This is a genomic window from Paenibacillus hubeiensis (genome assembly GCF_032334105.1).
Lineage (GTDB): Bacteria > Bacillota > Bacilli > Paenibacillales > Paenibacillaceae > Paenibacillus > Paenibacillus hubeiensis.
The window spans coordinates 18,779-43,452 of record NZ_JAVYAE020000022.1; the positions used below are offsets into that span (position 1 = coordinate 18,779).

The 24,674-nt window shown below is 51.4% G+C and carries 22 protein-coding genes; 1 reads left to right on the forward strand and 21 read right to left on the reverse strand.

The window, feature by feature from the left end; all coding sequences use genetic code 11:
* Nucleotides 1-32: 32 nt before the first annotated feature.
* The 20 genes from nadA to pth form a co-directional block, all read right to left on the reverse strand.
* Complete coding sequence (gene nadA, locus RSX24_RS30125; RefSeq protein WP_236421320.1) at nucleotides 33-971, reverse strand: quinolinate synthase NadA; 939 nt, start codon at nucleotides 969-971, stop codon at nucleotides 33-35.
* A gap of 300 nt (nucleotides 972-1,271) precedes the next feature.
* Entirely contained in the window at nucleotides 1,272-3,320 is a 2,049-nt protein-coding gene (gene ftsH / locus RSX24_RS30130) for an ATP-dependent zinc metalloprotease FtsH (RefSeq protein ID WP_236421321.1), read from the reverse strand.
* Nucleotides 3,321-3,420: 100 nt separating this feature from the next.
* Entirely contained in the window at nucleotides 3,421-3,960 is a 540-nt protein-coding gene (hpt, locus tag RSX24_RS30135) for a hypoxanthine phosphoribosyltransferase (protein ID WP_236421322.1), read from the reverse strand.
* A 52-nt stretch (nucleotides 3,961-4,012) separates the two neighbouring features.
* Nucleotides 4,013-5,452 carry a tRNA lysidine(34) synthetase TilS gene (gene tilS, locus RSX24_RS30140; RefSeq protein ID WP_339275472.1) on the reverse strand — a complete coding sequence of 480 codons (1,440 nt, stop codon included), beginning with the start codon at nucleotides 5,450-5,452 and terminating at the stop codon, nucleotides 4,013-4,015.
* 45 nt (nucleotides 5,453-5,497) lie between these two features.
* Nucleotides 5,498-6,445 (reverse strand): serine/threonine protein kinase, encoded by a 948-nt coding sequence (locus RSX24_RS30145; RefSeq protein WP_236421324.1) that lies wholly within the window; start codon nucleotides 6,443-6,445, stop codon nucleotides 5,498-5,500.
* Nucleotides 6,429-7,181, reverse strand: a complete 753-nt coding sequence (locus RSX24_RS30150) for a vWA domain-containing protein (protein ID WP_236421325.1) — start codon at nucleotides 7,179-7,181, stop codon at nucleotides 6,429-6,431. The genes RSX24_RS30145 and RSX24_RS30150 overlap by 17 nt, the downstream gene beginning before the upstream one ends.
* 84 nt (nucleotides 7,182-7,265) lie before the next feature.
* Nucleotides 7,266-9,770, reverse strand: a complete 2,505-nt coding sequence (gene spoIIE / locus RSX24_RS30155; protein ID WP_339275471.1) for a stage II sporulation protein E — start codon at nucleotides 9,768-9,770, stop codon at nucleotides 7,266-7,268.
* A gap of 415 nt (nucleotides 9,771-10,185) precedes the next feature.
* On the reverse strand, nucleotides 10,186-10,683 hold the full coding sequence (locus RSX24_RS30160) for a S1 domain-containing RNA-binding protein (RefSeq protein ID WP_236421327.1): 498 nt from the start codon (nucleotides 10,681-10,683) through the stop codon (nucleotides 10,186-10,188).
* A 196-nt stretch (nucleotides 10,684-10,879) separates the two neighbouring features.
* Nucleotides 10,880-11,215 carry an FtsB family cell division protein gene (locus tag RSX24_RS30165; RefSeq protein ID WP_236421328.1) on the reverse strand — a complete coding sequence of 112 codons (336 nt, stop codon included), beginning with the start codon at nucleotides 11,213-11,215 and terminating at the stop codon, nucleotides 10,880-10,882.
* 12 nt (nucleotides 11,216-11,227) lie between these two features.
* Entirely contained in the window at nucleotides 11,228-11,797 is a 570-nt protein-coding gene (gene yabQ, locus RSX24_RS30170; protein WP_236421329.1) for a spore cortex biosynthesis protein YabQ, read from the reverse strand.
* Nucleotides 11,794-12,078, reverse strand: a complete 285-nt coding sequence (yabP, locus tag RSX24_RS30175; protein ID WP_236421330.1) for a sporulation protein YabP — start codon at nucleotides 12,076-12,078, stop codon at nucleotides 11,794-11,796. Before yabP ends, yabQ begins: the two co-directional genes overlap by 4 nt.
* 196 nt (nucleotides 12,079-12,274) lie before the next feature.
* Nucleotides 12,275-12,553, reverse strand: a complete 279-nt coding sequence (locus RSX24_RS30180) for an RNA-binding S4 domain-containing protein (RefSeq protein WP_236421331.1) — start codon at nucleotides 12,551-12,553, stop codon at nucleotides 12,275-12,277.
* A complete protein-coding gene (locus RSX24_RS30185) occupies nucleotides 12,553-12,825 on the reverse strand; it encodes an HU family DNA-binding protein (RefSeq protein ID WP_236421332.1) in 273 nt (90 codons plus the stop codon). Before RSX24_RS30185 ends, RSX24_RS30180 begins: the two co-directional genes overlap by 1 nt.
* A gap of 283 nt (nucleotides 12,826-13,108) precedes the next feature.
* A complete protein-coding gene (gene yabN, locus RSX24_RS30190; protein ID WP_343262697.1) occupies nucleotides 13,109-14,602 on the reverse strand; it encodes a bifunctional methyltransferase/pyrophosphohydrolase YabN in 1,494 nt (497 codons plus the stop codon).
* A 130-nt stretch (nucleotides 14,603-14,732) separates the two neighbouring features.
* Complete coding sequence (locus tag RSX24_RS30195) at nucleotides 14,733-16,430, reverse strand: putative polysaccharide biosynthesis protein (RefSeq protein WP_343262698.1); 1,698 nt, start codon at nucleotides 16,428-16,430, stop codon at nucleotides 14,733-14,735.
* 134 nt (nucleotides 16,431-16,564) lie between these two features.
* Nucleotides 16,565-17,107 carry a stage V sporulation protein T gene (gene spoVT / locus RSX24_RS30200; protein ID WP_236421335.1) on the reverse strand — a complete coding sequence of 181 codons (543 nt, stop codon included), beginning with the start codon at nucleotides 17,105-17,107 and terminating at the stop codon, nucleotides 16,565-16,567.
* A 270-nt stretch (nucleotides 17,108-17,377) separates the two neighbouring features.
* Nucleotides 17,378-18,544 (reverse strand): peptidylprolyl isomerase, encoded by a 1,167-nt coding sequence (locus RSX24_RS30205; RefSeq protein ID WP_236421336.1) that lies wholly within the window; start codon nucleotides 18,542-18,544, stop codon nucleotides 17,378-17,380.
* Entirely contained in the window at nucleotides 18,528-22,055 is a 3,528-nt protein-coding gene (gene mfd, locus RSX24_RS30210; RefSeq protein WP_236421337.1) for a transcription-repair coupling factor, read from the reverse strand. The genes RSX24_RS30205 and mfd overlap by 17 nt, the downstream gene beginning before the upstream one ends.
* 270 nt (nucleotides 22,056-22,325) lie before the next feature.
* Entirely contained in the window at nucleotides 22,326-22,556 is a 231-nt protein-coding gene (gene fin / locus RSX24_RS30215; protein WP_236421338.1) for an anti-sigma-F factor Fin, read from the reverse strand.
* A gap of 104 nt (nucleotides 22,557-22,660) precedes the next feature.
* Entirely contained in the window at nucleotides 22,661-23,221 is a 561-nt protein-coding gene (pth, locus tag RSX24_RS30220; protein ID WP_236421339.1) for an aminoacyl-tRNA hydrolase, read from the reverse strand.
* 137 nt (nucleotides 23,222-23,358) lie between these two features.
* Between pth and RSX24_RS30225 the strand changes: the two genes are divergently transcribed.
* A complete protein-coding gene (locus RSX24_RS30225; protein WP_236421340.1) occupies nucleotides 23,359-23,559 on the forward strand; it encodes a hypothetical protein in 201 nt (66 codons plus the stop codon).
* A 93-nt stretch (nucleotides 23,560-23,652) separates the two neighbouring features.
* Here the strand turns inward: RSX24_RS30225 and RSX24_RS30230 are convergent, their stop codons facing one another.
* Nucleotides 23,653-24,606 (reverse strand): ribose-phosphate diphosphokinase, encoded by a 954-nt coding sequence (locus RSX24_RS30230; RefSeq protein ID WP_236421341.1) that lies wholly within the window; start codon nucleotides 24,604-24,606, stop codon nucleotides 23,653-23,655.
* Between the last annotated feature and the right edge of the window lie 68 nt (nucleotides 24,607-24,674).

A 24,674-nucleotide genomic window follows, 5' to 3' on the forward strand; every position in this document is an offset into this window, starting at 1 on the left:
ATTCACCTGTCTTGGAGCAAGAGTAGCGCACGCTACTTCACGAGTAACATGCGCTCTAGCGATTCTCTGGCTTTATCGGCAACGGCCGGCGGTACGTAAATTTGCGGTTTCATCGTTTCCAGGCATTTCACCAGTTTCTTCAGGTTGTTGACCTTCATGTTTGGACATACGAGGAATTTGGTCGCGAAATGAAATTGTTTATCCGGGCTGTCCAAACGAAGCTGGTAGCCTGTTCCGTCTTCGGTTCCTACGATGAATTCTTTGGCCGTAGAATTTTTGCAATATTCCAGAATGGCCGTTGTGCTGCCTACGAAATCCCCCATGGCCACTACTTCCGGGCGGCATTCCGGATGCACGACAAATTCGGCGTTCGGATACTTGGCTTTCATCTCCACAACATCTTTTACAGTCAGCATGTCATGTGTGTTGCAGTAACCTTCCCAAATAATCATTTTCTTGTCCGTGTGCTGCTGCACATAATGGCCCAGATTTTTGTCCGGCACCCAGATGATTTCGTCAGAATCGACAGATTGAATGACTCTGACCGCATTGGCTGATGTACAGCAAATATCGGTTTCTGCCTTGATTTCGGCGGAAGAGTTGATGTAAGTAACAACCTTGGCATTCGGATGCTGGGCTTTCAGCTTTCGCAATCCGTCCACATTCACCATATCTGCCATCGGGCAGCCGGCACGTTCGTCCGGGATGATAACCGTTTTGTTCGGCGCCAAAATCTTAGCGCTCTCCCCCATGAAGTGTACGCCGCAAAAAACAATGACATCGGCATCCGTCTGCGCTGCCTTCTGGGCAAGCAAGAACGAATCCCCACGAAAATCGGCGACCTCCTGCACCTCGTCACGTTGATAATAATGGGCAAGAATAATGGCGTTACGTTCTTTTTTCAACTGCAGCAGCCGCTCCCGCAGCTCCCGATTCATCTCAGCCTTGCGCTCTAATGCCAGAGCTTCCACCTGCGATCCTCTCCTTTATCAGGACAGCGCATAGCGCTGTGTTGTATAAGGTTGTGTACCGTAATTTTCGCTTGAGAAACGAATCACAAGCGGTTTAACACCTAATGTACACAACGTTCACGAGTCTGTCAATTAATGAAAACGCCACAGAATTGCCACGTATCGGCCCATTTCCTGCCCGGTTCGCGTCCTAGCTCTCCATTTGCGTTATCTTGATCCATTCATGTATTTTTGCAAAAAAAAGAGAGCCGGAAGGCTCTCTTTTTAATCCGCGCTAACAACGAGCGGTTATGATTATGCTTAGGATGTCGGCTTCGAACCACCATCGCTTGGATCGGTGCTATCGCCTTTATCCAGGTTCGGAGCTTCGTTGGGAACATCTCCGGCCGGTGTCTCAGGCACTACATCATCCTTGCCTTGAATACGAACGCGCACATCACCGATATTATCAATGATTGCCTCGCCGCTTTCATTAGGTGTACCTTCATTGCCATTGTCGCTGGCGGCTTTATTGCCCAGGGATCCTGTTTCAATCAATTGCTTGATTTGTTCCATCTCCAGGGTTTCTTCTTCCAGCAACGTTTGTGCAATCAGGTGAACTTCCTTCGAATGTTTCACGAGCAGGTCTTTACATTTCTCATAACATTCCGTGATGAAACGCTGCATCTCCTGATCGATCTCATAAGCGATGGAATCCGAGTAGTTTTGTTCGTGACCGATATCGCGACCAAGGAACACTTGCCCTTGCGAGCTGCCGAATTGCATTGGTCCCAATTTCTCGCTCATACCGTACTCCATTACCATGCTGCGAACAATACCTGTTGCTTGCTGGAAGTCGCTATATGCGCCAGTACCAATCTCGCCGATGAACAATTCCTCTGCTACACGGCCCCCCAGGAGACCCGTAACTTTGTCCAGAAGCTCTTGCTTGGTGACGAGCATGCGATCCTCTTTTGGCAACATGATGACGTATCCACCCGCGCGTCCACGCGGTATAATGGTCACTTTATGTACCATATCGGCATGTTCCAGGAAATAACCTACGATGGTATGACCCGCTTCGTGGTAAGCAACGATGCGTTTCTCGCGATCACTGATGACACGGCTTTTCTTCTCCGTACCAACGATGACACGGTCAATCGCTTCATCTACCTCGCGCATCGAAATATCTCTACGATTACGGCGTGCCGCAAGCAATGCCGCTTCGTTCAGGAGATTTTCCAGATCCGCACCGGAGAATCCGGTTGTACGCTTCGCGATCACATCCAGCTTCACATCTTTGGTGAGCGGTTTGTTACGGGAATGTACTTTCAGTACAGCTTCACGGCCTTTAACATCCGGACGATCTACCGTAATTTGACGGTCGAAGCGGCCTGGACGCAGCAACGCCGGGTCGAGAATGTCTGCACGGTTGGTTGCGGCAACGATAATGATGCCTTCGTTCGCCCCGAAACCGTCCATCTCAACGAGCAACTGGTTCAGCGTCTGCTCACGTTCATCGTGACCGCCGCCAAGTCCGGCACCACGTTGACGTCCCACGGCATCAATCTCGTCAATGAAGATGATACATGGTGCGTTTTTCTTTGCATTTTCAAACAAATCGCGTACACGGGAAGCACCGACACCGACGAACATTTCCACGAAATCGGAACCGGAAATGCTGAAGAACGGCACTCCTGCTTCACCCGCTACGGCACGCGCAAGCAAAGTTTTCCCCGTACCCGGAGGACCTACAAGCAACACGCCTTTCGGAATCCGTGCGCCGACGGCCGCAAACTTGCGAGGATCCTTGAGGAAGTCAACGACCTCGACAAGCTCCTGCTTCTCTTCGTCCGCACCGGCAACATCTTCGAACGTGACCCGTTTCTTCTCTTCATTGTAGAGACGGGCACGGCTTTTACCAAAGTTCATTACTTTACCGCCGCCGCCTTGAGCCTGATTAAACAGGAAGAAGAACAGGAGGAACATAATGATCAAAGGAATAAAGGAGGTCAGCAATGTCAACCAAATGCTGTCACCTCTCATGGGCTCCTGATTAAACTCGAAATTATTGGTTTCGCTTGCCTTTACAAGCTCCCCAATCGCTTCGTCTGTAGGAGGAATGTACGTCGAGAAATTTTCTGATTTGGCTTCTGCTGGCTTGGTTCTGTAATGACCGGTTACCAGAAATGACTGTCCATCGAACTGAACCGTCAAATCTTTGACGTTATCGGCCTGAATCGCCGAACGCAACTGATCATATCTAGGATTATCGGTGGCTTCGCCGCCATTGCTGACGAATTGGACTATGCCCACCACAACTAAAAAAAGAATCAAATAAAAACCAGAATTCCGGATGAACCGATTCATCCCCTACCTCCTCTCGAGACACTTTATTTATTTTAACATAGCCCGATATGGCTTCTCAACAGAAGCAAAAAAGCCGCTCGGGGCTGGGGTCCAGCACAGATTAACTGGTGTAAACCTCTGGTTTCAAGATCCCGATATAAGGGAGGTTCCGATACTTCTCGGCGTAATCCAGACCGTAACCAACAATAAAGGCATCCGGAATGTCAAAGCCCGTATAATGCGCTTCCAGCTCGACCTTGCGGCCGGACGGCTTGTCAAAGAGTGTCACTACGCGAACCGATTTGGCTCCGCGGCCTTGCAGCAGTTCGATTAAATAACTGAGCGTAAGTCCGCTGTCGATGATATCTTCAACAATCAGGACCTCGCGTCCATCGACGGATACGTCCAAATCCTTGATGATTTTGACAACGCCGGACGATTTGGTTGAAGCGCCGTAGCTGGATACCGCCATGAAATCCATCTCCACGGGTACAGTAATGTTTTTAACCAAATCAGCCATAAATATAAACGCACCTTTGAGCACGCAAATGACCAAAGGATTGCGACCTGCATATTCGGCGCTCAATACTGCACCAAGTTCCTTCACCTTGTTTTGAATCTCTTCCTCGCTGATCAATACTTCCTGAATGTCGTTCTGCAACTGCGTGAACCTCCTAAGTTATACTATGAAAGCCTTACCTGAACCATAACCACTACCCCTGAATCGCTGAATCGCCTACAGTCATGTACAGAATGGCAGAAGTATCCTCCTTCACCGGAGCCAGACTGGACCGGCGCACGCCCGGCAACCAAATAATGTTGCCAGCACCGTCACATACCACAGGAATGCGTGGTCGGACAGAGGGAGGTACCTTTTCGTCGATGAAAATATTTTTCACCTTTTTGCTTCCGTTTAATCCCATGACCTTCATGGTATCTCCAGGTAACCGTGAACGCACAACGAGCGGCATGATCAGTTCGTCCGCATCAAATGCGGCCACGTCAGCCGATTCGGGTGCAAGGTAGTCCTTGGGGCTCAGGGGGAATAACCGCAGTTGACGATTAATCTCCATGAGCGAAAGCTCGCAAACTCCGCTCCATCGCTCGAGACGATACTCATAAGATTGATCCTGTACTTCATTCCGTACGCCAAAGGAAATATTGTCGTATTCCCGAGTACAGACAAAGGTTTGTCCCAGATCCAGACTCCAGGTCGTCGAATCGTTCTCCGTGACCTTGCGCCGAATGGTTTCGATCCGGGTAAAGTCGACAAAATCACTGTCCAAAGGCAGATAATTCAATATTAGTTTAATCAACCTCCGTTGTAAAGCGACATGTAACTTCAAAAAGGAAGGCAACTCAAAGGTCTGCCTTCCGCCGTTCTTCTGCACTAGACAGCTGTATGCGTCGAGTGCACCCTGCCCCATGAATTCGTCTTCATCGCCCACGATTTCGGCAAGACGATTCAAAGACGGCGTGATCTGTCCGTTAAATTGCTCCAAGAAAGGGAGCACATCCAGACGGATGGCATTCCGTGTATATTTTCGGTTGGTGTTCGACTCGTCGTTCACATACGGGAAACCTTGTGTATTACAAGCTTCTACAAGGTCCGTCTTGTTTATACGAAGGCATGGCCGAATTAGTTCCACATTTTTTTCGCGACGTTTAAACCTCATGCCAGCAAGGCCGGAAAGCCCGGAGCCGCGCAATAAATGAAGCAAAACCGTCTCCGCCTGGTCATCGGCATGGTGAGCCAGCGCAATGCTGGATGCATCGTATTTGCGTGCGACCTCATGCAAAAAGGCATAGCGACGGTCGCGTGCAGCTTCCTGCGAACCCAAGCCTGTAAGCTTCATATATGAAGGAATATCGGCTTTGATCCACTCGAAGGCAATCCCTAACCGACCTGCCAATTCTTTGACCATCTCGGCTTCCTGGTCCGATGCTTTTCGGAACCCGTGATGCACATGTGCACAGATCAGTTCAAGGGGCGTATGGCGGGTGCTGATTTCATGCATGATATGCAAAAAGGCCACCGAGTCCGGTCCGCCGGACACCGCAACGACGATCCGATCCCCGGAAACCCATAACCGATGCTCTTCTGCTGCTTCCATCACAGTCTTCACCAACATGTCCCAGCCTAAAGCTTCCATCCCTGCTTCCTCTTTCCTTGCGTTATGTATATGCACTCGCATCAGTCAGTTCAGGAGTGCATAGATGAGCGCCACAATAAGTATAATGATAGAAATGGCAAATGCGCTTTTAAGCCAGCCCGGCGTCGCACCTCTGGACGAACGGCGGAGCTTCGACGGCCGCGCCATCATCTCTTTCCAGCCGCGAATCGCTTGCTCCGCATCGGTGAACTGTCCCCGCAAGGCTTGGACCGTCCAGCTCTGGAGCGGCTTCATCCGCTCGCTGCGCATGACCAGGGCAACGAGTTGATTGACGCTCCGCAATTGCGGCAACCCCTCTGCTGCCAGCCTTTTTAATTCTTCTCCCTCCAACACATGAATAAGCAATAAAGCAAATGCAAAAATATCATAAGTCCCGTCAGCAGCACGGCTCCCTGCATTCCAGAATCCGCGATCATACCATTCGGTAAATTGTTTGACGCTGCGCCCCATCGATGTTACACCGCCGTAATCAATCAGTTCGACTTGGCCGTAATCGGTTACGAGCACGTTCTGCGGTTTGAGGTCTCCGAACACCCATCCGGCCTGATGCAGTTGGGACAGCTTCTGCAGCAACCGCAGACCGACAACGATTGTCCACTCCGTTCCCTGGCGCCTTATAAAGTGATGAAATGCCTCGCCGCGAACGTAACGCATCACGTAGAAGGGGATATCCCGTCCCTCAACGGAGTAATCGTCAACCTCTTTTAAATAAGAAGGAATGCCGCTCTGTTGCAAGGCCTCGTGCTTGCGTTGCAGTTGAAACGATTTGAGCACGTTGACTTCCGATTGCAGATCTACCGGATCGAACCCCATTTTGAGTGCATAATGTTTCCCGTTTTCCCGCCGCTGGACAAGAAAAACGATGCCGTTGGCCCCCTTGCCCAGCAGCTTCCGGACGGTATAACGGCTTCGATTCCATTTTCCCGTAATGACGGTGCCCGGCGGGAAAGAAGCATCAGACAACGTTGTCACCGAGCATCCCTTCTCTTTCAATGCGATAGTTCCCTTCTATTTCCTGCTGTTCCTCCAGTGTACCATAACGATAAAAATCAATCACCCTCTGAATCGCAGGACCCGTGGGCGTCGCGCCTTTCATTTGCAGACGTCCAAACAGCGACTTCACGCTGCCAGGATCGTCCGTCCAGTCTATATCCATCACGGCCTCTTCACCGCTGTGCCGGCCGGGAAAGTGAAATACCGCAAGCCGGCTCTTTCCAACCCTCGCCTGCAAGCTTAGCATCAAGTCGCGGATGCCTTCTTCCACGGCAGGCAGCTTGGGCTTCATGCTTGCACTGACATCGATCAGCAGCACAACCTGCAGCGGAGCGGTTTCCGTCATGTTATCCATAACTTCAACAACCTGCGCCCGCTGCGCAGGCGCAAGATCGGTCACGCTTTTAGGCGAGTTTTCTCCGAAAATCTGCGTGAGCTCGCGGTTAACGGCCTGTTGGATCGTCTGTACCACCGTTTTTCTGGTCATCATCTGCATCGTTTGGGCCAGCTGTCTGGTGCCCACGATCTGACTGATCCCTCCCCCTGCTCTGGCAATGTCTTCGATTTCTCGGCTTCCGAGTTCTCCAATCGTGCCATAATCGATAACCCCGACCACATTCACAGTTATGCCTTCTTCATGCGCCTCAGCCGCAGCAAGCACAGGACTTGTGCCCACATTGGAACAACCGTCGGTAATCAATAGAATTTGCTTCATCCGGTATCCCTCCGTTTCGTTACTCTTCAATTCTATGACTAGCATTGCCAGATTGAAGAGATTTCAAACAAGAGGGAACGGGCTTCAACTTACGGTGCGCGGCCGTTCCATCCGGCTAATTCCGGGGACCCGCAATGTGGCCCACTCCGGATGGTAGTGCTCTACCTTGGCCACGATCACGGTCATGTCGTCATAAATCTCATGCTGCTGGTATCGGATCACGCTCTCCAACAGGCAGTCTGCCACTTCCTGCGGGTCTTCGCTGCTCACCTCCTGAATCAGGCGTTTGATCCACAGTTCTTTGTTCACGGCATAACCGGGTGCATCATAAATGCCGTCTGTCATCATGATCAAAATATCGCCGGGCTGGAGCTGTACGGTCACCAGATCGACCTCGATATCTTTGATGATGCCGATCGGGAGATTGCTGGCAGACACTTGAATGACCTCGTGTCCCCTTTTAATGAAACTCGGCGTTGAGCCGATCTTCATGAAGGTGGTTTCGGCCGAATACTCGTCAATGAGCGCCATATCGACAGTGGCATACATTTCTTCAGGGGAGCGCAGCATCAGAATGGAATTCACCGATTTGATCGCCAGTTTTTCATCCATCCCGGATTGCAGCAGCTGCTCCAATATATTTAAAGCCGCACTGCTCTCCATCCGTGCCCGCTCACCATTGCCCATGCCATCGCTGAGGGCTACCGCGAACGTGCCGTTCCCCATCTCCACCGTGCTGAAACTATCGCCGGAAAACAGATCCCCGCCTTTGGCTGCGGCTGCCACTCCAGTCGTAATCTCAAACGTTTTGGCCGACCCGAAGGTGACGGTAGCCAGCCCCTGTTTAGGATCGGTCATCGTTTCATGCAGGACGGCAATGTGCTCGTCCAGCACCTCCGAAATGAGCGGAGCGATCATTTTGCGGCACTCGTCAAACCCCCGCGTGTAGGCGTGGACAATTTCAATTTCCACATTGCCTGCCTCCAGACTAATGATCTCGATGGAATGAATCGACAGGCCGAATGATTCCAGCGCTTCCCGAATTTGTTCCTCCTGCTGCACCATCTCCTCGCTTTCCCGCTGAATCTCCCTCGCCAGATCCTCCATCACCTGGGATACGCCCGACAACTGCTCGGCAACAAGCTGACGGCTGTCCATGATCTGCCGCTTCCACTGCAAATCATGCTGATACAGTCCATATTGGGCACGCATAACTTCAAGCACTTCCTCCGGTTTGGCACAGATCCGGTTCCATCCCACCGGAATCTGCTCTGCCGTCATCTCGGGGTTGGCCTCAATCGAACTCATCACGTCAGTCATATACCTATAGGTTTGAATGAACTTGGCGTCCCAGCATTGGGAACGTTTGAAGCAGGACGCGCAGGTGCCCTCCGCAACAGCATTCATAAAATGCTCCATACCACCCTCATTTTTCACGGCTTCGCCCGCCCCTGACATCTGGTCGAAGCTTCGGGACAACTGGCGGAACACTTGCGAAAAGCGGGTAACCCGCTCTGCCGTCACGTCGCGAATGCGTTTGGCATACTCATGCTGTGACTTCGTGTGGTCTTGCGTGCCTGGCACATATCTGGATATGGCGGCCATAATGCTTTTGGGGGTAAGTATGAACAAGGCGATGGCTGCACAGGTTTCCCATAACGAATTCATTACGTCATTAGGCCCGCCAAGGTAGATAGACAGAATAGATGAGCCGAGCAGCATGCCGAGTATAACGCCCGGGCGTTTCCCCTCCCGCAGCATCCCGGCCAGCATCCCGGCAAAGGCGAGCAAACTCATCTGATAGATGGCGCTCATATCAGCCAGGCTCAAGATCAGGCCGGTTATGACCCCGACCGAAGCTCCCAAGGGCGCTCCGCCTACCAAAGCAAAGATCAAAATTAGGTATCGCGATAACATATGTTCCACGGAGAGAGATTGTATCGTCCATCCTACGGCGCCTGTCATGACGGAAGCGAGCAGAATGATCAAGCAAAGGATCTCCTCGCTTTTCAAGTTAAGCTTTTTTTTGCGGAACGTGAAGAGTGGAATCGCTTGTATGAACACAAGGGTAAGCACGAAACTGAGCACCGAATCCAGCGTCAGCATCATCATGGCATACCAGCTGAACGAAGGGCCGATCACGACGGCAAACAGCTTGACCAGAAAAGTGGTCATGAACACCATGGCCGGCGCATAGGATAATTCAGCGCGATCATATGTGGACAAACCTTTGTAGAGCAGCAGGAAAATGGCAATTTCGGCCGCAACGATCAGCACAACCGGGAAGGGCGCGAAGAAGCTGCCTGCCAGCAAAGCAATGCCCACCGGGATGACATAGTCTTTCCGCATAAACGCAATGACGGCAAAATACGCGATGGCAAAGGGGGACAGTTCATTCAGAATCATCGCCTTCCCGAGTAAAAAACCCATCGCAGTGAGCAGCATTACCCACTTCCGTGCAGCAACGAACTGGACCGCCTTGCGGGAGCTGAACCATTGCTTGATTCTTCCGGACAGATCCTCCCACGCCTTCGTACGTTCTTTCCCTGCTTTCCATCCCGGAAATTGAATGACATTCCACTTTTCCATATCCCAAGGCACCCCATTCGTATGTTTTCAATTCCATCTCATTGGTACCGATTATAGATAGAATGAAAGACATAGTTTGTCACAATAACTGGACAGGCCATAAAAAATTTACGACAAAAGACTCGGCGATTGCGCAGTGCGGCAGAACCCCGTCCCTATGCTTGCTTTGCCGATTTTTGCTCCTCCATCCAAGGGAGGCGATTGTCTGATTTTGAATCGTTTCTGTTCCAAGCGCTGCAGCATTCAAACAAAATACCTGCGGAATGCCATGGAATGCTGTCGGTAAAAAATGGTAGACGACAAATGTTCTTATTTACTGCCTGGGCAGCTGCAAAAATCGCAAAGAACGCTAAAAAGCCGCCAGCCCGAGGGCTAACGGCTTTGAACGTATATATTTTAAATCAGGTTGAACAGATTAGACACGTTTAGCTCCGCGACCTCCGCGTTTGCCTTCCGTGTTCTTCTTGAGCGAAGAGATCCGTTCCTCGCTATCTTTCAGGAAGCGTGACATTTTATCCTCAAATGAAGGTTTGCCTGCTGCGGGCTTGAAGGAACGTCCTCCGCGGTCACGGTTGAAACCACCTCCGCCGCCGCCACCGAAACGTTCGCGATCTCCTCCACTGCGTTCCGGTCTAGGACCTCTCGGGGGTCTCGACTGCGTCTGTTGCTCAACCGGTTTGTCAACAGCCTGCTTGATTGAAAGTCCGATCTTTCCGTCTTTGTCAACGTTGATGACCTTCACTGTAACCACGTCATTAAGCTTCAGGTGGTCGTTGACATCTTTGACGTAATTGTCGGCGATTTCCGAGATGTGAACGAGACCCGTGACACCTCCTGACAGATCCACAAATGCTCCAAAATGCGTGATGCCTGTCACCTTGCCCTCTAACTTGGTGCCCACTTCAATTGCCATAGAATAAAATGATCCTCCCTTAAAAATATACAACCCGATTTTTGGATGCAAAAATCAATGCTGTGCTAAACTGATTATACCTTATGCCTCAAACCAAGGTCAACTGAGCTGCTCCCTATAATAGAGCCTATTTTTTCCGGATTCGATGACCCTGGAACCGTATCGAGCGCCTATCCCTTCGTATGGACCAAACTCGTCAGTTTCCTGAGCCCTCCACCTTAATCGGCGTTTCTTCAGGGAGGTAATACCCTTTTTTACGTGCCAGCTGTCCTATGTATTCAGGGTCCTTCAACCGGCTGACTTCATACTTCAACTGATCCAGCTTTTTCAACGTCTCTTCCTGGGATGCCTGTTGAGCGGCCAGTCGAGAGCTCTTGTCCGAAATCTGTGCGTTCTGTACGAAGAACGTATAGAGTGCCCAGATGGTGAATAAAACAACAAAAACCATCCATAACATCAACCTTCTTCGTGAAGCAGCAGATTTCCCCTGGCCTGTTGGAGCGGCGGTTCGCCCCAAGGTTGTTCTGCCCATATACGGACCTCCTTAAAACCAGCGTTTCCATATCGCTGCAACCCTTGTCCACGCCTGAATCATCCAGCGCGGCGTTACCCAATGCTTCAGCAGCGGCCTGAACATCCAGCGAAGCAGCTTTCCGAAAGGCACCAAGCATTGCAATACGAGCTTGCCCACAAAAAGGAGAATCGCCAGTATAAATCCCAACAACACGCGCACTAGCTTATATACCCCTTTGGCGGGCATGACGACAAGGACGTTAAGGATATGTCCACACCAATGAATCAGCGTTCTTGCGAGTTTAATTAACATTACCACAAAACGTTGGGTTGTAACACTTAAAAGCCAAAAATAGAAGCAAACCCCCACAATCAGCCCCAAAAAGACATAAAAACGCAGCTGCCCATGGTTGCCGGCGTACAGCATCCGAAAAACGAACAGCGCCGAAGCGATCCAATACAACAGATCGAGCGTGTGGACGCTCCATCTCGGAAATCGTAGTTGCCCGCATAACACCCGGTAACTGTCATAGGCCACTCCCATTACGGCTCCCGAAAGGACCATCCACACCAAAGTGATCCATTGAGTATCCGGACTCATCGGAACATCTTGCCGAACAAGCCCTTGCCGTTTTTGGTCTGGGAACCGGGGTCCAGATACTGGAGTGAACTCACTGTGCCTTCTATGGACAGCAAACCTTCCTCCAAGTTCAGGTTTTTGATATGTAAATTATGTCCGCGGATGGTCAAATGTCCAAGTTCAGTTTGAAGCAAAAACTCCTCGCTGTCAAAACTCTCCACATTCGAAACACCTGTCAGATCCAACAGCTTTCGATTTTGCATGTTCACATGATGCTGCTTTGGCTTACCGTACTCAACCATGGCATGTACCCCTCCTTCTACACCTAGCTTATGGAGCAGAAGAAAGGAATAGAACCTTGGGTACTAACAGAAACAAAATAGAATTGTCGCTGAACGAAAAGCCAAAAGGGCTGCCCCTCGTCAATTGCATGACTTACGGGACAGCCCTATGTCGATGGTTTTGCAGAAAGATGCTGCAAGGCATCCCAGGCGAATGTTACCAGTTCAGCCCGTTATCCTTTGCGATCGGCTCTTCCTTAACCAAGGTATAGAGGCTGGTCGCCTCCTCCTTCTTGGTGCTCTCCGCAAGTCGCTCTACCTTTACCGTGACCAGTTTCTGACCGAACTGAACCGTCAGCTCATCGCCTACCTTAACGGCAGCGCTTGGCTTGGCTTCTCGTCCATTGATCAGCACGCGTCCCTGTTCGGAAACGTCTTTGGCCACCGTGCGGCGTTTGATCAGCCTTGAGACCTTCAGGAATTTATCAAGACGCATTATTTTACAGCTTCTTTAAGCTTGTTGCCCGCTTTGAATGCAGGAACAATGGACTCAGGAATAACGATTTCATTCCCTGTTTGCGGGTTGCGGCCAGTGCGGCCGGAACGTTTGCGGGTTTCGAAAGTGCCAAAGCCGATCAATTGTACTTTGTCTCCGCTAGCAAGTGCATCTGTAATTTCGCCCAAAAAGCCGTTCAGTACAGCTTCGACGTCTTTTTTAGTCAATCCGCTTTTCGTGGAAATGTTGTTGATCAGGTCTGTTTTGTTCATCTTTTAGAAGCCTCCCAAATTGAAAAAAAAGTATCTGCGAATGCGCTGCAGCATATAAGCCGCACCTTGATTCGCGCAAGGTTACTACACATGTATTCTGGCTTCGGCTTCGAATTCCTGCCTTCGGCGACGACTTTTTTTAACAATCGCCACACCAATTCGCCAAAGACCGTCAAGTCCAATACCTAAACCGATCCATGCCAATCAACATTATACGGGATTTCAAATCCAGCGTCATTCATCTAAGTTGGATTTCTAAGAACGAATGTACCGACCGCTCCGTTTACAAGCCTCTTTGCTTGGCCTCCTGCCAGTATCTTTCCATCTCCTCAACATTGCTCTCTGCAGGGGTTTTCCCCTGCTCGCGCAACCGGGTTTCGATGTAGTGGAAACGCTTCGTGAACTTCCGGTTGGTTGCAGCCAGCGCTTCTTCAGGATCAGCATCGATGAAACGTGCCACATTGGCAGTGGCAAATAAAAGATCGCCGAGCTCCAGCTTGCGTTGTTCGTCGGAGTGATTCTGTTGTACGGCTTCCTTCAGCTCAGCCAGCTCCTCTTCGATTTTGGCAAATACGCCATCGACATCGTCCCAGTCAAAGCCGACTTTGGCTGCTTTTTTCTGCAGCTTGTATCCTTTCATCAGGGCAGGCAGGTCGGGCGGTATGCCGTCCAGAACAGAGGCTGCCTTCAGGTCCTGGCCTTTGCGGCGTTTCTCTTCTGCTTTCATCTGTTCCCAATTCTGCAGCGCTTCATGCGCATCGCTGGCCTGATTTTCGCCAAAAACATGCGGATGCCTGAAAATAAGCTTGTCGTTCAACCCTTCAATGACATCGTACACGTTAAAAGTGCCGACCTCCTCCTCCATTTGGGAGTGCAGCATGATCTGCAGCAGCAGGTCGCCGAGCTCTTCCTTCATGTGGTCCGGATCGTCCTCGTCTATCGTTTCGATGACCTCGTACGTTTCTTCGATCAGGTTTTTGCGGATGCTCTGATGCGTTTGCTCCTGATCCCACGGACATCCGCCAGGGCTGCGAAGAATGTTCACGATCTCGTGCAGGCGGGCAAATGAGCGGCGGCGCAAATGATCTTCCGTATTTCTTGGCACATAGATCAGCGACAGATTCCCATATCCTTCGACCCGATCGAGATCATGCAGCGGCACTTTCCGGATGATTTCCTGATCCTGCACGCCCAGCGCATGACCGACATAGACCGGATACTCATCCGGATACACTTCCATCAGGCACAATTTCACGTCGGAAGCGGTGAACGTGTCATACACTTGTCCGATCAGCGTATGCAGTTGGGGCTGAATCAACTCCGGACTCAAGCTGCTTGCATCAAGCAGCTGGAACCCTTCAATCGGGTCAAAACCGAGGCGGATGAACGCTTCGTCCAGAAAACTCTCTCCGCCCATCACCCGCAGCGATATTCCCTTGTCCGGACAGCGCTCCTTCAACAGCCGCACGCTGGCTTCGGCAACCATGGGATGCCCTGGAACGGCATATACGATTTCGCTTCCGCCTTCACCTTGACATGCAGCTTCGATAAGCCGGTTCGCAATCTCGTCATACACTTCCGGAAAAGAAGCCTTCGATTCATAGATGGAATCGAACGACGTCATCTTGAGCCCTTCCTGCCTGAGATCGTCCAGAACAGGGTGATCCAGCGTGCGGACGTACAGAACGGCCGCCTGCTTCATTTTTTTCACGATTCCTATCGTCAGTTGATCGGCATCTCCCGAACCCAGGCCAACCACCGTTAATGCTGCGCTCATGCACAAACCTCCGTATCTTGCGTCCCGCTCTTTCGAACCGGGCGTCGCATCATGATTACACGTATTATACCAGAATCTGCCGCTCGCCTGTAAATGGCGCTCATGCAGGCTGTGCAGCATGAGCGGGTGACTAGCGCAGAATACGCAGTCTGCGCAAGATCGCGGCCAGGCGAGCGCCCACTTTCGGAACGGACGCCAGCTCTGCGGCGGTAAGCAGCCCGGTTCGCGCCGTGGCCAGCACAAACACGGCTATGCCTGCGGCCATGCCCAGCAGGCTGATGCCCGTCGCGGCCAGCCTGCGATCGGCCGCGATGCCCACGCCGCCGAGCACCGCTTCGGCGGTCCAGGCGGCGACCGCCGCCGCTGCGCCCATGGCGGCGATCACCAGCGCCGGCTTCGCCAGGGCGGCGCCGATGGCCGGGCGCATGCCGCTTCGCCGCGCCAGCAGCGCCACGTTCAGGCCGGCCGCCAGCATGTAGGCGGCCGCGCCTGCCAGCGCCGCGCCGCTGATGCCCAGCGCCGGCACGAGCAGCACGTTCAGCAGCGCCTTGACGCCTGCGGCGGCAAGCATGCTGAACGCGGGAGCGCGCACGGCGCCGAGGCCTTGCAGCAGCGCCGCCGCGATAATGCTGACGGTGCTGCCCGCGGCCGTCAGCGCCATGTACCGCAAAGCTTCCGTGCCTGCGGCATCCCCGTACAGCATGCGGTTGATCGGCTCCGCCAGCACCGCAAGCCCAGCGGATGCTGCCAGGCCGATGAGCCAAAACCAGCGCAGCGCCATGCCCGCTTGCTGTCTTACGGCTTCCGGCCCACCCTTCAGCCGGGCTTCGGCCATCGCCGGGATGAACAGCACCGATAGTGACGTGGCCAGCATCGTCACCATCTGCACGAGCGGCAGGCCGCGATTGTAAATACCGAAATCGACCATGACCCCGATTTCGTCCAATCCTTCGCGCTGAAGCAGCCGCGGCACAGTGAACGTGTCCACCAGGTTCATGAGGGGAACGGCCAACGAACCGAGACAAACCGGGATCGCGTAAGCCATTAACATACGAACCCACTCGGCATTGCTGCGTTTGCCTGCTGCCCCGGTTGTCTCCATCTGCCCTTGTACGGGGTCCTCCTTCCATCGTCCTGTCCTGCTCCATGTACCCGTCGGTCCGCTCTGGTCCACAGCCTTCAGGCGATGGCGATGCCAGAAATACAGCATAACCAACAGTCCAGCGATGCCGCCCGCTGCCGATCCGAGCATCGCACCTGCGGCAATCGTCTCCAGCGAGGTTTCTTTCCTTAACAGCCATAACAAAAGAACAATCATGACCGTCACCCGAACCGTTTGCTCCAAGACTTGGGATACGGCCGTAGGCACCATTTGCTGCAGTCCCTGAAAGTATCCTCGCAGTCCTGTCATCAGAGGCACAAAGAGCAACGCAAGCGAGGCGGTACGTATTGATGCTGCTACATGGCTGTTTCCGATAATCTTTGCCAGAAGGGGGGCTCCCGCATACATCAGGGCAGCCATGACCAATCCGATTCCCCCGAGCAAGGCGGAGGACAGGCGGGCAACTCTCCGTCCTTCTTCCGGTCTCCCCAATGCATTTTCTTCAGCCACGAACTTGGAGACCGCAGCAGGCAATCCAGCCGCTGCAATCGTGATGAGCATCATATAGAACGGGTACACCGTGTTATAAATGCCGAAAACACCGTCGCCCCCCAAGTTTTGCAGCGGAATCTTCTGAAAAGCTCCGATGACTTTCGACATAATGGCCGCCAGCGCGAGCACAAACGCACCCTGCAGCAACCTCGAAGCCGTAGATGGCTGTCCCATAATCTCCTCCTGCACCATTTCCGATCAAGAATAACAAGCATATGCTTGTATTATACCTCCCGATCGGTGCGCAGACGAATAAAATAGAAAAACTCCTGTTCGCCAAAGCAGGCTTCAGGAGTTGACTAAGTAATTTATTGTTCCATTTGTTTGCCAAGAAACCCTGCGGCCGTCTCAGCCATCTTCACTTCCAACTGGGACATTTTCACGGATTCGTCCTTGTTGAACAAAATGACGGTTCCAATCGGGTCTCCACCCGAAATGATCGGTGCGATGACAAAGGATGATAACGTCTCGTCATGATCCTTGCTGATTTCGTAAGAGCCGCTTCCTGTTTCCAGAATGGTCTTCCGGTTCTCCATGCAATTTTCGACCATCTGGCCGACCTGCTTGTCCAAATATTCTTTCTTGGAGCCTCCGGCTACAGTGATGATCGTATCACGGTCCGAAATCAGAGTGACGTGGCCTGTGCTTTCATACAGCGATTCAGCATATTCCTTGGCAAAGTCCCCAAGCTCGCCGATCGGTGAGTATTTTTTCAAAATGACTTCTCCGTCGCGATCCACGAAAATTTCCAGCGGGTCACCTTCGCGAATCCGTAACGTACGGCGAATTTCCTTCGGAATGACCACGCGGCCGAGGTCATCAATACGGCGAACAATACCAGTAGCTTTCATTTCACATGTTGCCCCACTTTCTCGAGAAGATTTTTAAACTACTGTTCGTTAATGGGCAGAGGAGAATCCCAGAACGTGATTTGTAATATCTTGACCATAGTATTCATCTGTTCCCATTTCCTTATACATGCCTTGGGGGATATCGTTGTGCTTACCAGACAAAAGGTGACTTTATGCCTATTCTTCCCCGATCAGACAGCAAAAAAGCAAGGGCGGGCCAAAAGGCCTCCCTCGCTTTCATAACTTGTCCACCCACTGGTGTATTGGCTCTTACTTGCTGCCGGATTCCGTGCTTTCGCTTTTTGCATCTGTTCCAGTCGTACCTTGATCCGTTTTGGAATCGGTGCTGCTTGTACCGTCGGTTTTCGTTTCGCCGGCTTTATCGCCTTCCTTGCTTGTTCCTGCATCGGTTCCAGTGCCCGTTGTTCCGCTTTCCGTCTTGCCTTCTTCGCTCGTTTCGGACTTAGGCAGTTTTACTTCTTTGACGATCTTATCCAGTTCATCAGACATGAACTTGTCGATCTCGGTAGCGGCCAGCTGGCTCTTCAGGCTCTCTTTTTGCTCATCCGTCAATTTGGCATAATCTGCTTCCGTGCGCGCTTCTACCTTCATGATGTGATAACCGTACTCGGTTTCGATCGGATCGCTGATTTTGTTGAGCGGCAGCGTTTTGGCAGCCTCTTTGAAGGCTTCTACCCAATTGCCGACAGGCACGTTTTCATACAGGCCGCCTTTTTCCGCGGAACCCGGGTCTTCGGAATATTCTTTCGCCACTTTGGCGAAATCATCGCCGGCATCCAGTTTCGCTTTTACTTCTTTGGCCAATTTCAACGCGTCTTCTTTTTTGCGTTCTTTTTGCGTATCCGGATCCGTGAAATTGATCAGAACGTGACGAACGGTTGCCGTCGTGTATTGATCTTTGTTCGTTTCGAACTCGGATTTGATCTGGTCTTCGGTTACACCCGTTTCCTTGTCCTTGATGACCGTCATGATGCGAGTCATGTAATCCTTGATGTTTTGGTCGGTCAAGTTTTGTGCCTTGGTCATTTCGGTCCATTGATCGGCTGCGACCTGGGCTTTCATTTTGTCAAACTGCTCGGTCGCCGCCTTGGCGCCTGCCGTCTTTGCTTCTTCGCTTGCCTTGTTGCTCAGGTATTCATAAGCGACTTCCTGACGTACCAGAAAGTCCTTGAAGTCGTCCATGTCCATCATTTGTGCGTATTCCGGATACAGGAATTTCATAACCCGTTGTTCCATATCGAATTCATTGGCGGTAATGGTACCGCCCTCGTAGCTTGCCACAACAGCGCTCGTATCCTTCGGATCGTTCGTGCTTTCGGCATCCTTTTTGCCGCATGCGGCAAGCAAGGACAGGGAAAGTACTGCAACCATGCTGACGGACAGCACTTTCCTCACGTTTTTATACTTTAGTAACATTCTTTGGTTCCCCCTTTGATTTAAAAGCACTTTGTAAGGACTCCATAAACTTCTCGACCAGTTCCATCAATTGCTTGTCCTCGAGACCTTTGCCTTTGACATGGACCAGCATGTGGCTCCCTTGCTCAAATTGTACACGTCTTTCGAACTGATTTCCAATGTTCGCGATTTTGGACAGTTCAAAGGCATGTTCACGGCCTTCATAGAATTTGATGGTCAAGTCATCGCCACGGCGGGTTATGGACTCAATGCCGTAGGTTTTTCCATACACTTTAAGTCTCGCTACAGCCATGAGGTTAATAACCGCCTCCGGCAGATCGCCGAATCGGTCTACCAACTCGTCTTCCAACTCCATCGCGTCCTCAAAGGAGGAAATTACCGCTACTTTTTTGTAAATCTCTATTTTTTGAATGCTGTCGTAAATATAATCGGACGGCAAATACGCGTCAATGCTGAGATCAAGCGTCGTATTCCACTGATCGGATGGCACTGGTGCTTCGCCCAACATGGTTACTTTACGTTTGTTGATCTCCTCGGCAAGCATCTGGGAGTACAGATCGAAACCGACGGATGCGATAAAGCCGTGCTGCTCCGCACCGAGCAGATTGCCCGCCCCGCGGATCGACAAGTCGCGCATCGCGATTTTGAAGCCGGAGCCCAGTTCCGTAAACTCTTTAATGGATTGCAGGCGTTTTTCCGCCACCTCGGTCAACACTTTATCCCGCTGATACGTAAAATAAGCATACGCAATCCGGTTGGAGCGCCCTACACGTCCGCGCAGCTGATAGAGCTGGGATAATCCCATCTTATCGGCATCGTGAACGATTAACGTATTGACGTTCGGAATATCTACGCCCGTTTCGATGATGCTTGTGCTGACGAGTACGTCATATTCGCCATCCAGGAAGTCCAGAATGGTTTTCTCCAGCTCCGTTTCCGACATCTGTCCATGGCCTACGCCAACCTTTGCTTCCGGCACCAGGTCGGATATCTCTGCTGCCTTTTCGTGAATGCCCTGAACCCGATTGTACAAATAATACACCTGCCCTCCCCGGGCAAGCTCGCGTTCGATGGCTTCACGCACCAATGTCTGGCTGTGTTCGACGACATACGTCTGCACAGGGAAACGGTTCTCCGGCGGTGTTTCGATGACCGACAAATCCCGTACGCCCAGCATCGACATGTGCAGGGTACGCGGAATCGGCGTCGCCGTTAACGTCAGCACGTCCACGTTGGTTTTCAATTTTTTGAGCTTTTCCTTATGGGTAACGCCAAAGCGCTGCTCTTCGTCGACGATCAGCAATCCGAGATCCTTGAATACCAAATCCTGAGACAACAGCCGGTGCGTACCGATTACGATATCCACCGTTCCGGCCTTGATGCCTTTGGCTGTCTCGTTCTGTTCCTTGCGGGAACGGAATCGGCTGAGCACCTGAATGTTGAAAGGATATTCGCCGAAACGTTCGCGAAACGTCTCGTAATGCTGCTGCGCCAAAATCGTTGTGGGCACAAGTACAGCAACTTGTTTTCCCTCGATGGCAGCTTTGAAGGCAGCACGAATGGCGACCTCTGTTTTGCCGTATCCGACGTCACCACACAATAGGCGGTCCATAGGCCGATTCTGTTCCATATCCTTTTTGATTTCCTCGATGGCACGAATCTGATCCCGTGTCTCGTCATAAGGGAACATGGCCTCGAATTCCTGCTGCTCCGGCGTGTCTTTGTCGAAGCCATATCCTTGGGACGTTTGGCGCTCGGCGTACAGCTTGATCAGATCATCCGCAATATCCTGAACGGAGGAACGGACCTTGTTTTTTACGCGCGTCCACTCGTTGCCGCCCAGCTTGTAGATTTTCGGTTCCTTCTCTTCGGAACCGACGTATTTCTGAATCAGGTCGATCTGCTCGATTGGCACGGACAACTTGTCTCCGCCGGCATACAAAATGTGCATGTAGTCCTTATGAATGCCCGCAACCTCTAACGTTCCGATCCCCAGATATTTACCGATACCATGGTTCTGGTGCACGACATAATCGCCGACCTTCAGTTCGCTGTAGGATTTGATCCGCTCCGCATTGTCGACATTGCGGCTGGATTTGCGAACTTTGCGCTGTTTCTGCGAAAACATCTCGCCTTCCGTGACCACAGCCAGGTGAATCGATGGCAGCTCAAAGCCGGTTTGCAGATTTCCGATCAGCATTTCCGGCTCAGGAATTTCATAATCCGCAAGCACGCGCCGCATGCGCTCCAATCGTTCCTCGCCGCTCGCGAGCATGACAACGCGAACCCCTGCTTTATGCCAACGCTCCATTTCGGCCTTGAGCACGTTCATCTGTCCATGGAAATCCTGCATGCCGCGACTGATAAAGTTGAGGATGTTTTGCGGCTGCGTATGCGGTACCTGACGCAAAAAGATTGACATGAAGAGCGTCTGGAACGGACGTTCATATATCAAATCATCCCCGTCCGCGGACAGATGCAGATCAGGCAGCGTTTTACCGTTTTGCATCAAATGCAGATTCCACTCGGACTCGTCCCGCTCCAACTGTTTCGAAGTCTCTCCCAGCCTTGCAGGTTCATCCAGCACAAGGAGCGTATCCTCAGGCAAGTAATCATAAATCGTTTTGTGCTCCGGATAGAGCGGGGATATATATTTATATATTTCATCAAAATAGACATGTTCTCGCAGCAGCTCAATCTCGCGATGAATCTCTTCGCGCAGGCGCAGCTTGGCCTGCCGGTCCGTCACCTTCTCCAGCTGTTTCTCCAGCATAAGTGCAGCCGTGTCGGCCGCCCGTTCCATCCGATCGCCGTCGGCGATCAACTCTCTGCATGGCAGCACCGTGATTTCGCCAATACGTTCGATCGAGCGCTGGTCCGCTGGATCAAATGTCCGGATGGAATCAATTTCGTCGTCGAACAGTTCTACCCGGTATGCAACGGAGGACGTCACCGGGTAGAAATCAATGATTCCGCCGCGGACGCTCATCTCTCCTCGTGATTCAACCCGTTCTACCCGCTGATACCCGAGCTTCACCATCTCCAGCAGGAAGGCATCAAGCTCCAGCGTTTCTCCCTGTTTTAGCGTGATTCGGGCGCTGGCCATGACTTCTGGAGTCGGTACATATCTGCGTACCCCCGAAAACGGGATGACAACGACCCCTCGAAAGCCTTGGGCACATTGAACGAGCACGTCAATACGCTGACCCAACGTTTCCGGACTGGAAACGGCGGCTTCAGCGGCAACAAGCTCATTGGCGGGGTATAGAAGCACACGCTCTGGTGAAAGCGCTTCCTGTAAATCTTCTGCAATTTTTTGTGCGGAAAACATATTATGCGTAACGACGAGCAATGGCCGGTTCATCTCTTCATGAAGTGCAGCCAGCATGATCTGCCGTGCTGATCCGGACAACCCCGAAACCAGCTGCTCCTTCATTCCGGACTCAATACCGGCAGTGATGGACCCAAAGTCCGGATCTTTGGAAAAAGCCTGTATAAGTGCTTGTAACAAAAGGGGCACCTCTCTTATAACTTACTTAATGATGTACGCAGCCAAGCGTTCTTTTAACATTTGGATAACATTGCCTTTTTCTCCTGTTCCATCATAAGGGATTTGCCGTTTCTTTGCCACAATCCGTTTGATGCGGATTCCCTATTGTGGGGGAGAGACTGTTTTTACCCAAACCGAAAAGAAGCCTCAGCAGGCTGCCAAGGCTATAAAGGTGGAGCATTTCGCTGCCGCCATCATCTGTAATCGGTTGATTGCTGCTGCCCAGCTCCGCTACTGAAGCGGGTTGGCCAGCAAACTGAGCTCGGGATTGGAGTCCAGAGCTTCTTTGCAATAATCGCAAGTAATCCGGACGGTAATGTCACCACCGGAATTATACGCTATTATATCCCTCCGCTCGTCGGGGGTCAAGAAATGAAAACCGAGCTGCGTCTCCGTGATTCGAGCCGAATCGATCCGTCCAATAAAGGTGCGGCAATGCCTGCACACATAATTCACTGACATATCTATGCCTCCTGCACGTGGTTTATACGTTCAGCATACCCCATTCGGACCGATTTCAACCTGGAAACAATCTGTCTTTGTTCTCGCTAATGCTTCAGAGCGGTTTAGCCATTGAATTTCGCCATCGTTTGTTCAAACGTATGGTCCAGACTGAACTCCAGCGCATTGCAGGTCTGCTCAATCGTCTGTTCAAGCGCTTCTTTTTCTTTTTTCATAAACGTCGACAATACATAATCCACGATGGCATGTCCGGGTTCGGGACGGGATATTCCCATACGCACCCGGTTGAATTGCTGCGTGCCCACATGTTGGATGATCGACTTGATTCCGTTATGTCCGCCTGCGCTTCCTTGATACCGCAATCGCACTTTGCCGATCTCCGTATCCATGTCATCATACGCCACAATCATGTCCTCAAGGCTGACTTTGAAGAAGTCCATGTATGCACGTACCGATTCACCCGAAAGATTCATGTAGGTCATCGGCTTGATCAGCACCGTTTTTACTCCATTGATATTCCCTTCTCCAATCAGCGCTTTGCATTTGTTCTGCGTGATGGAAATGCCGTGGCGCTCCGCCAGGCGATCCAGCGCCATAAAACCGATGTTGTGCCTCGTTTTGGCATAATTCGAGCCCGGGTTTCCGAGTCCGACAATCCATTTCATTGTATTCCCTCCTTCGGGTAACCAACATATAGCATAGACTTCGATTGATATATTACATATAATATCAGGAAAGTGAACTTCCAATTTGCTGTAACTTTCACAGCCTAATTTCATCGACTCAGGAAGGTGAGCGGGTTTTGCGCGAAGACAATGGACAACTGACTCAGCATCATGATTTCATCTATCATCTGGAATCTCGTACCCCTGTGCAGGTATATGACCGCGATACCCACGTAGAAATCGGTGTGATTACACGTTTCGACCATCAATTTGTCGAAATTGCCGACACGCTGTTCCATCGGCGCCGATTTCGTTTTATTTCCCGCCCCGGTTATTGATCGGGGTTTATTTTTATTAGCACGCCGACAGGGGTTACATTTTCCATTGAACTGGAAAACGTAACCCCTCACTTCTAGATGATGCAGACAGCCTTATTCTATTTCAAATAGTTTGCTAATGGACAGTTCCTCATGAACCCGGATGATCGCTTCACCAAGCAAAGGTGCAACAGACAGCACTCTCAGCTTGCTCGTCGGATTGGCATGCGTAATTGGAATGGTATCCGTCACGATGACCTCTTTCAGCGGTGCGTTTTCCAAACGCTCCATCGCAGGACCCGACAATACCGGATGCGTACAGCATGCATATACTTCTTTCACGCCGCCTTCCATCAAAGCATTTGCCCCCAGCACAATGGTTCCTGCCGTATCGATGATATCGTCGATCAGGATCGCCGTTTTCCCTTCAATGTTACCGATGATGTTCATGACTTCGCTGACGTTCGGCTCCGGACGGCGTTTATCAATAATCGCAAGCGGTGCGTTCAAGAAGTCAGCCAGCTTGCGCGCGCGAACCACACCGCCATGGTCAGGCGAGACAACAACGGGATTTTCGATCTGTTTCGAACGGAAATACTGTGCCAGAATCGGCACGCCGAGCAGATGATCGACGGGAATATCGAAAAATCCTTGGATCTGCATGGCATGCAAGTCCATGGCAATGACGCGGGTAGCCCCTGCTTTTTCGATCAAATTCGCTACCAGTTTCGCCGTGATTGGATCACGGGAACGAGCCTTGCGATCTTGACGTGCATATCCGTAATACGGAATGACAACGTTGATCGTTTTGGCGGAAGCCCGTTTCAACGCATCGATCATCACGAGCATTTCCATCAAATTGTCATTCACCGGCGCACAAGTAGACTGCACGATATATACATGACAGCCGCGCACGCTCTCGGAGAGTTTTACTTGAATCTCGCCGTCACTGAAACTGGTCGTGTGAGATTCGCCCATAGGAATTCCGATATAATCCGCGATTTGATGGGCAAGCTTTGGGTTAGAATTACAAGTGAATATTTTCAATTTCGAATCAAAATAAGTCATAAAATAAAAACCCTCCGTGCTGGTTCATTGGAATCTGTAAGCGTCTGCGACATGTCGGCACCTTCCGG

Excerpts from the sequence above, each read along its gene's own strand:
- ftsH (WP_236421321.1), bottom strand. The coding sequence starts at position 3,320 with ATGAATCGGTTCATCCGGAATTCTGGTTTTTATTTGATTCTTTTTTTA.
- tilS (WP_339275472.1), bottom strand. The coding sequence starts at position 5,452 with ATGGAAGCTTTAGGCTGGGACATGTTGGTGAAGACTGTGATGGAAGCA.
- RSX24_RS30150 (WP_236421325.1), bottom strand. The coding sequence starts at position 7,181 with ATGAAGCAAATTCTATTGATTACCGACGGTTGTTCCAATGTGGGCACA.
- spoIIE (WP_339275471.1), bottom strand. The coding sequence starts at position 9,770 with ATGGAAAAGTGGAATGTCATTCAATTTCCGGGATGGAAAGCAGGGAAA.
- RSX24_RS30160 (WP_236421327.1), bottom strand. The coding sequence starts at position 10,683 with ATGGCAATTGAAGTGGGCACCAAGTTAGAGGGCAAGGTGACAGGCATC.
- RSX24_RS30165 (WP_236421328.1), bottom strand. The coding sequence starts at position 11,215 with ATGGGCAGAACAACCTTGGGGCGAACCGCCGCTCCAACAGGCCAGGGG.
- yabQ (WP_236421329.1), bottom strand. The coding sequence starts at position 11,797 with ATGAGTCCGGATACTCAATGGATCACTTTGGTGTGGATGGTCCTTTCG.
- yabP (WP_236421330.1), bottom strand. The coding sequence starts at position 12,078 with ATGGTTGAGTACGGTAAGCCAAAGCAGCATCATGTGAACATGCAAAAT.
- RSX24_RS30180 (WP_236421331.1), bottom strand. The coding sequence starts at position 12,553 with ATGCGTCTTGATAAATTCCTGAAGGTCTCAAGGCTGATCAAACGCCGC.
- RSX24_RS30185 (WP_236421332.1), bottom strand. The coding sequence starts at position 12,825 with ATGAACAAAACAGACCTGATCAACAACATTTCCACGAAAAGCGGATTG.
- yabN (WP_343262697.1), bottom strand. The coding sequence starts at position 14,602 with ATGAGCGCAGCATTAACGGTGGTTGGCCTGGGTTCGGGAGATGCCGAT.
- RSX24_RS30195 (WP_343262698.1), bottom strand. The coding sequence starts at position 16,430 with ATGGGACAGCCATCTACGGCTTCGAGGTTGCTGCAGGGTGCGTTTGTG.
- spoVT (WP_236421335.1), bottom strand. The coding sequence starts at position 17,107 with ATGAAAGCTACTGGTATTGTTCGCCGTATTGATGACCTCGGCCGCGTG.
- RSX24_RS30205 (WP_236421336.1), bottom strand. The coding sequence starts at position 18,544 with ATGTTACTAAAGTATAAAAACGTGAGGAAAGTGCTGTCCGTCAGCATG.
- fin (WP_236421338.1), bottom strand. The coding sequence starts at position 22,556 with ATGTCAGTGAATTATGTGTGCAGGCATTGCCGCACCTTTATTGGACGG.
- pth (WP_236421339.1), bottom strand. The coding sequence starts at position 23,221 with ATGAAATGGATTGTCGGACTCGGAAACCCGGGCTCGAATTATGCCAAA.
- RSX24_RS30230 (WP_236421341.1), bottom strand. The coding sequence starts at position 24,606 with ATGACTTATTTTGATTCGAAATTGAAAATATTCACTTGTAATTCTAAC.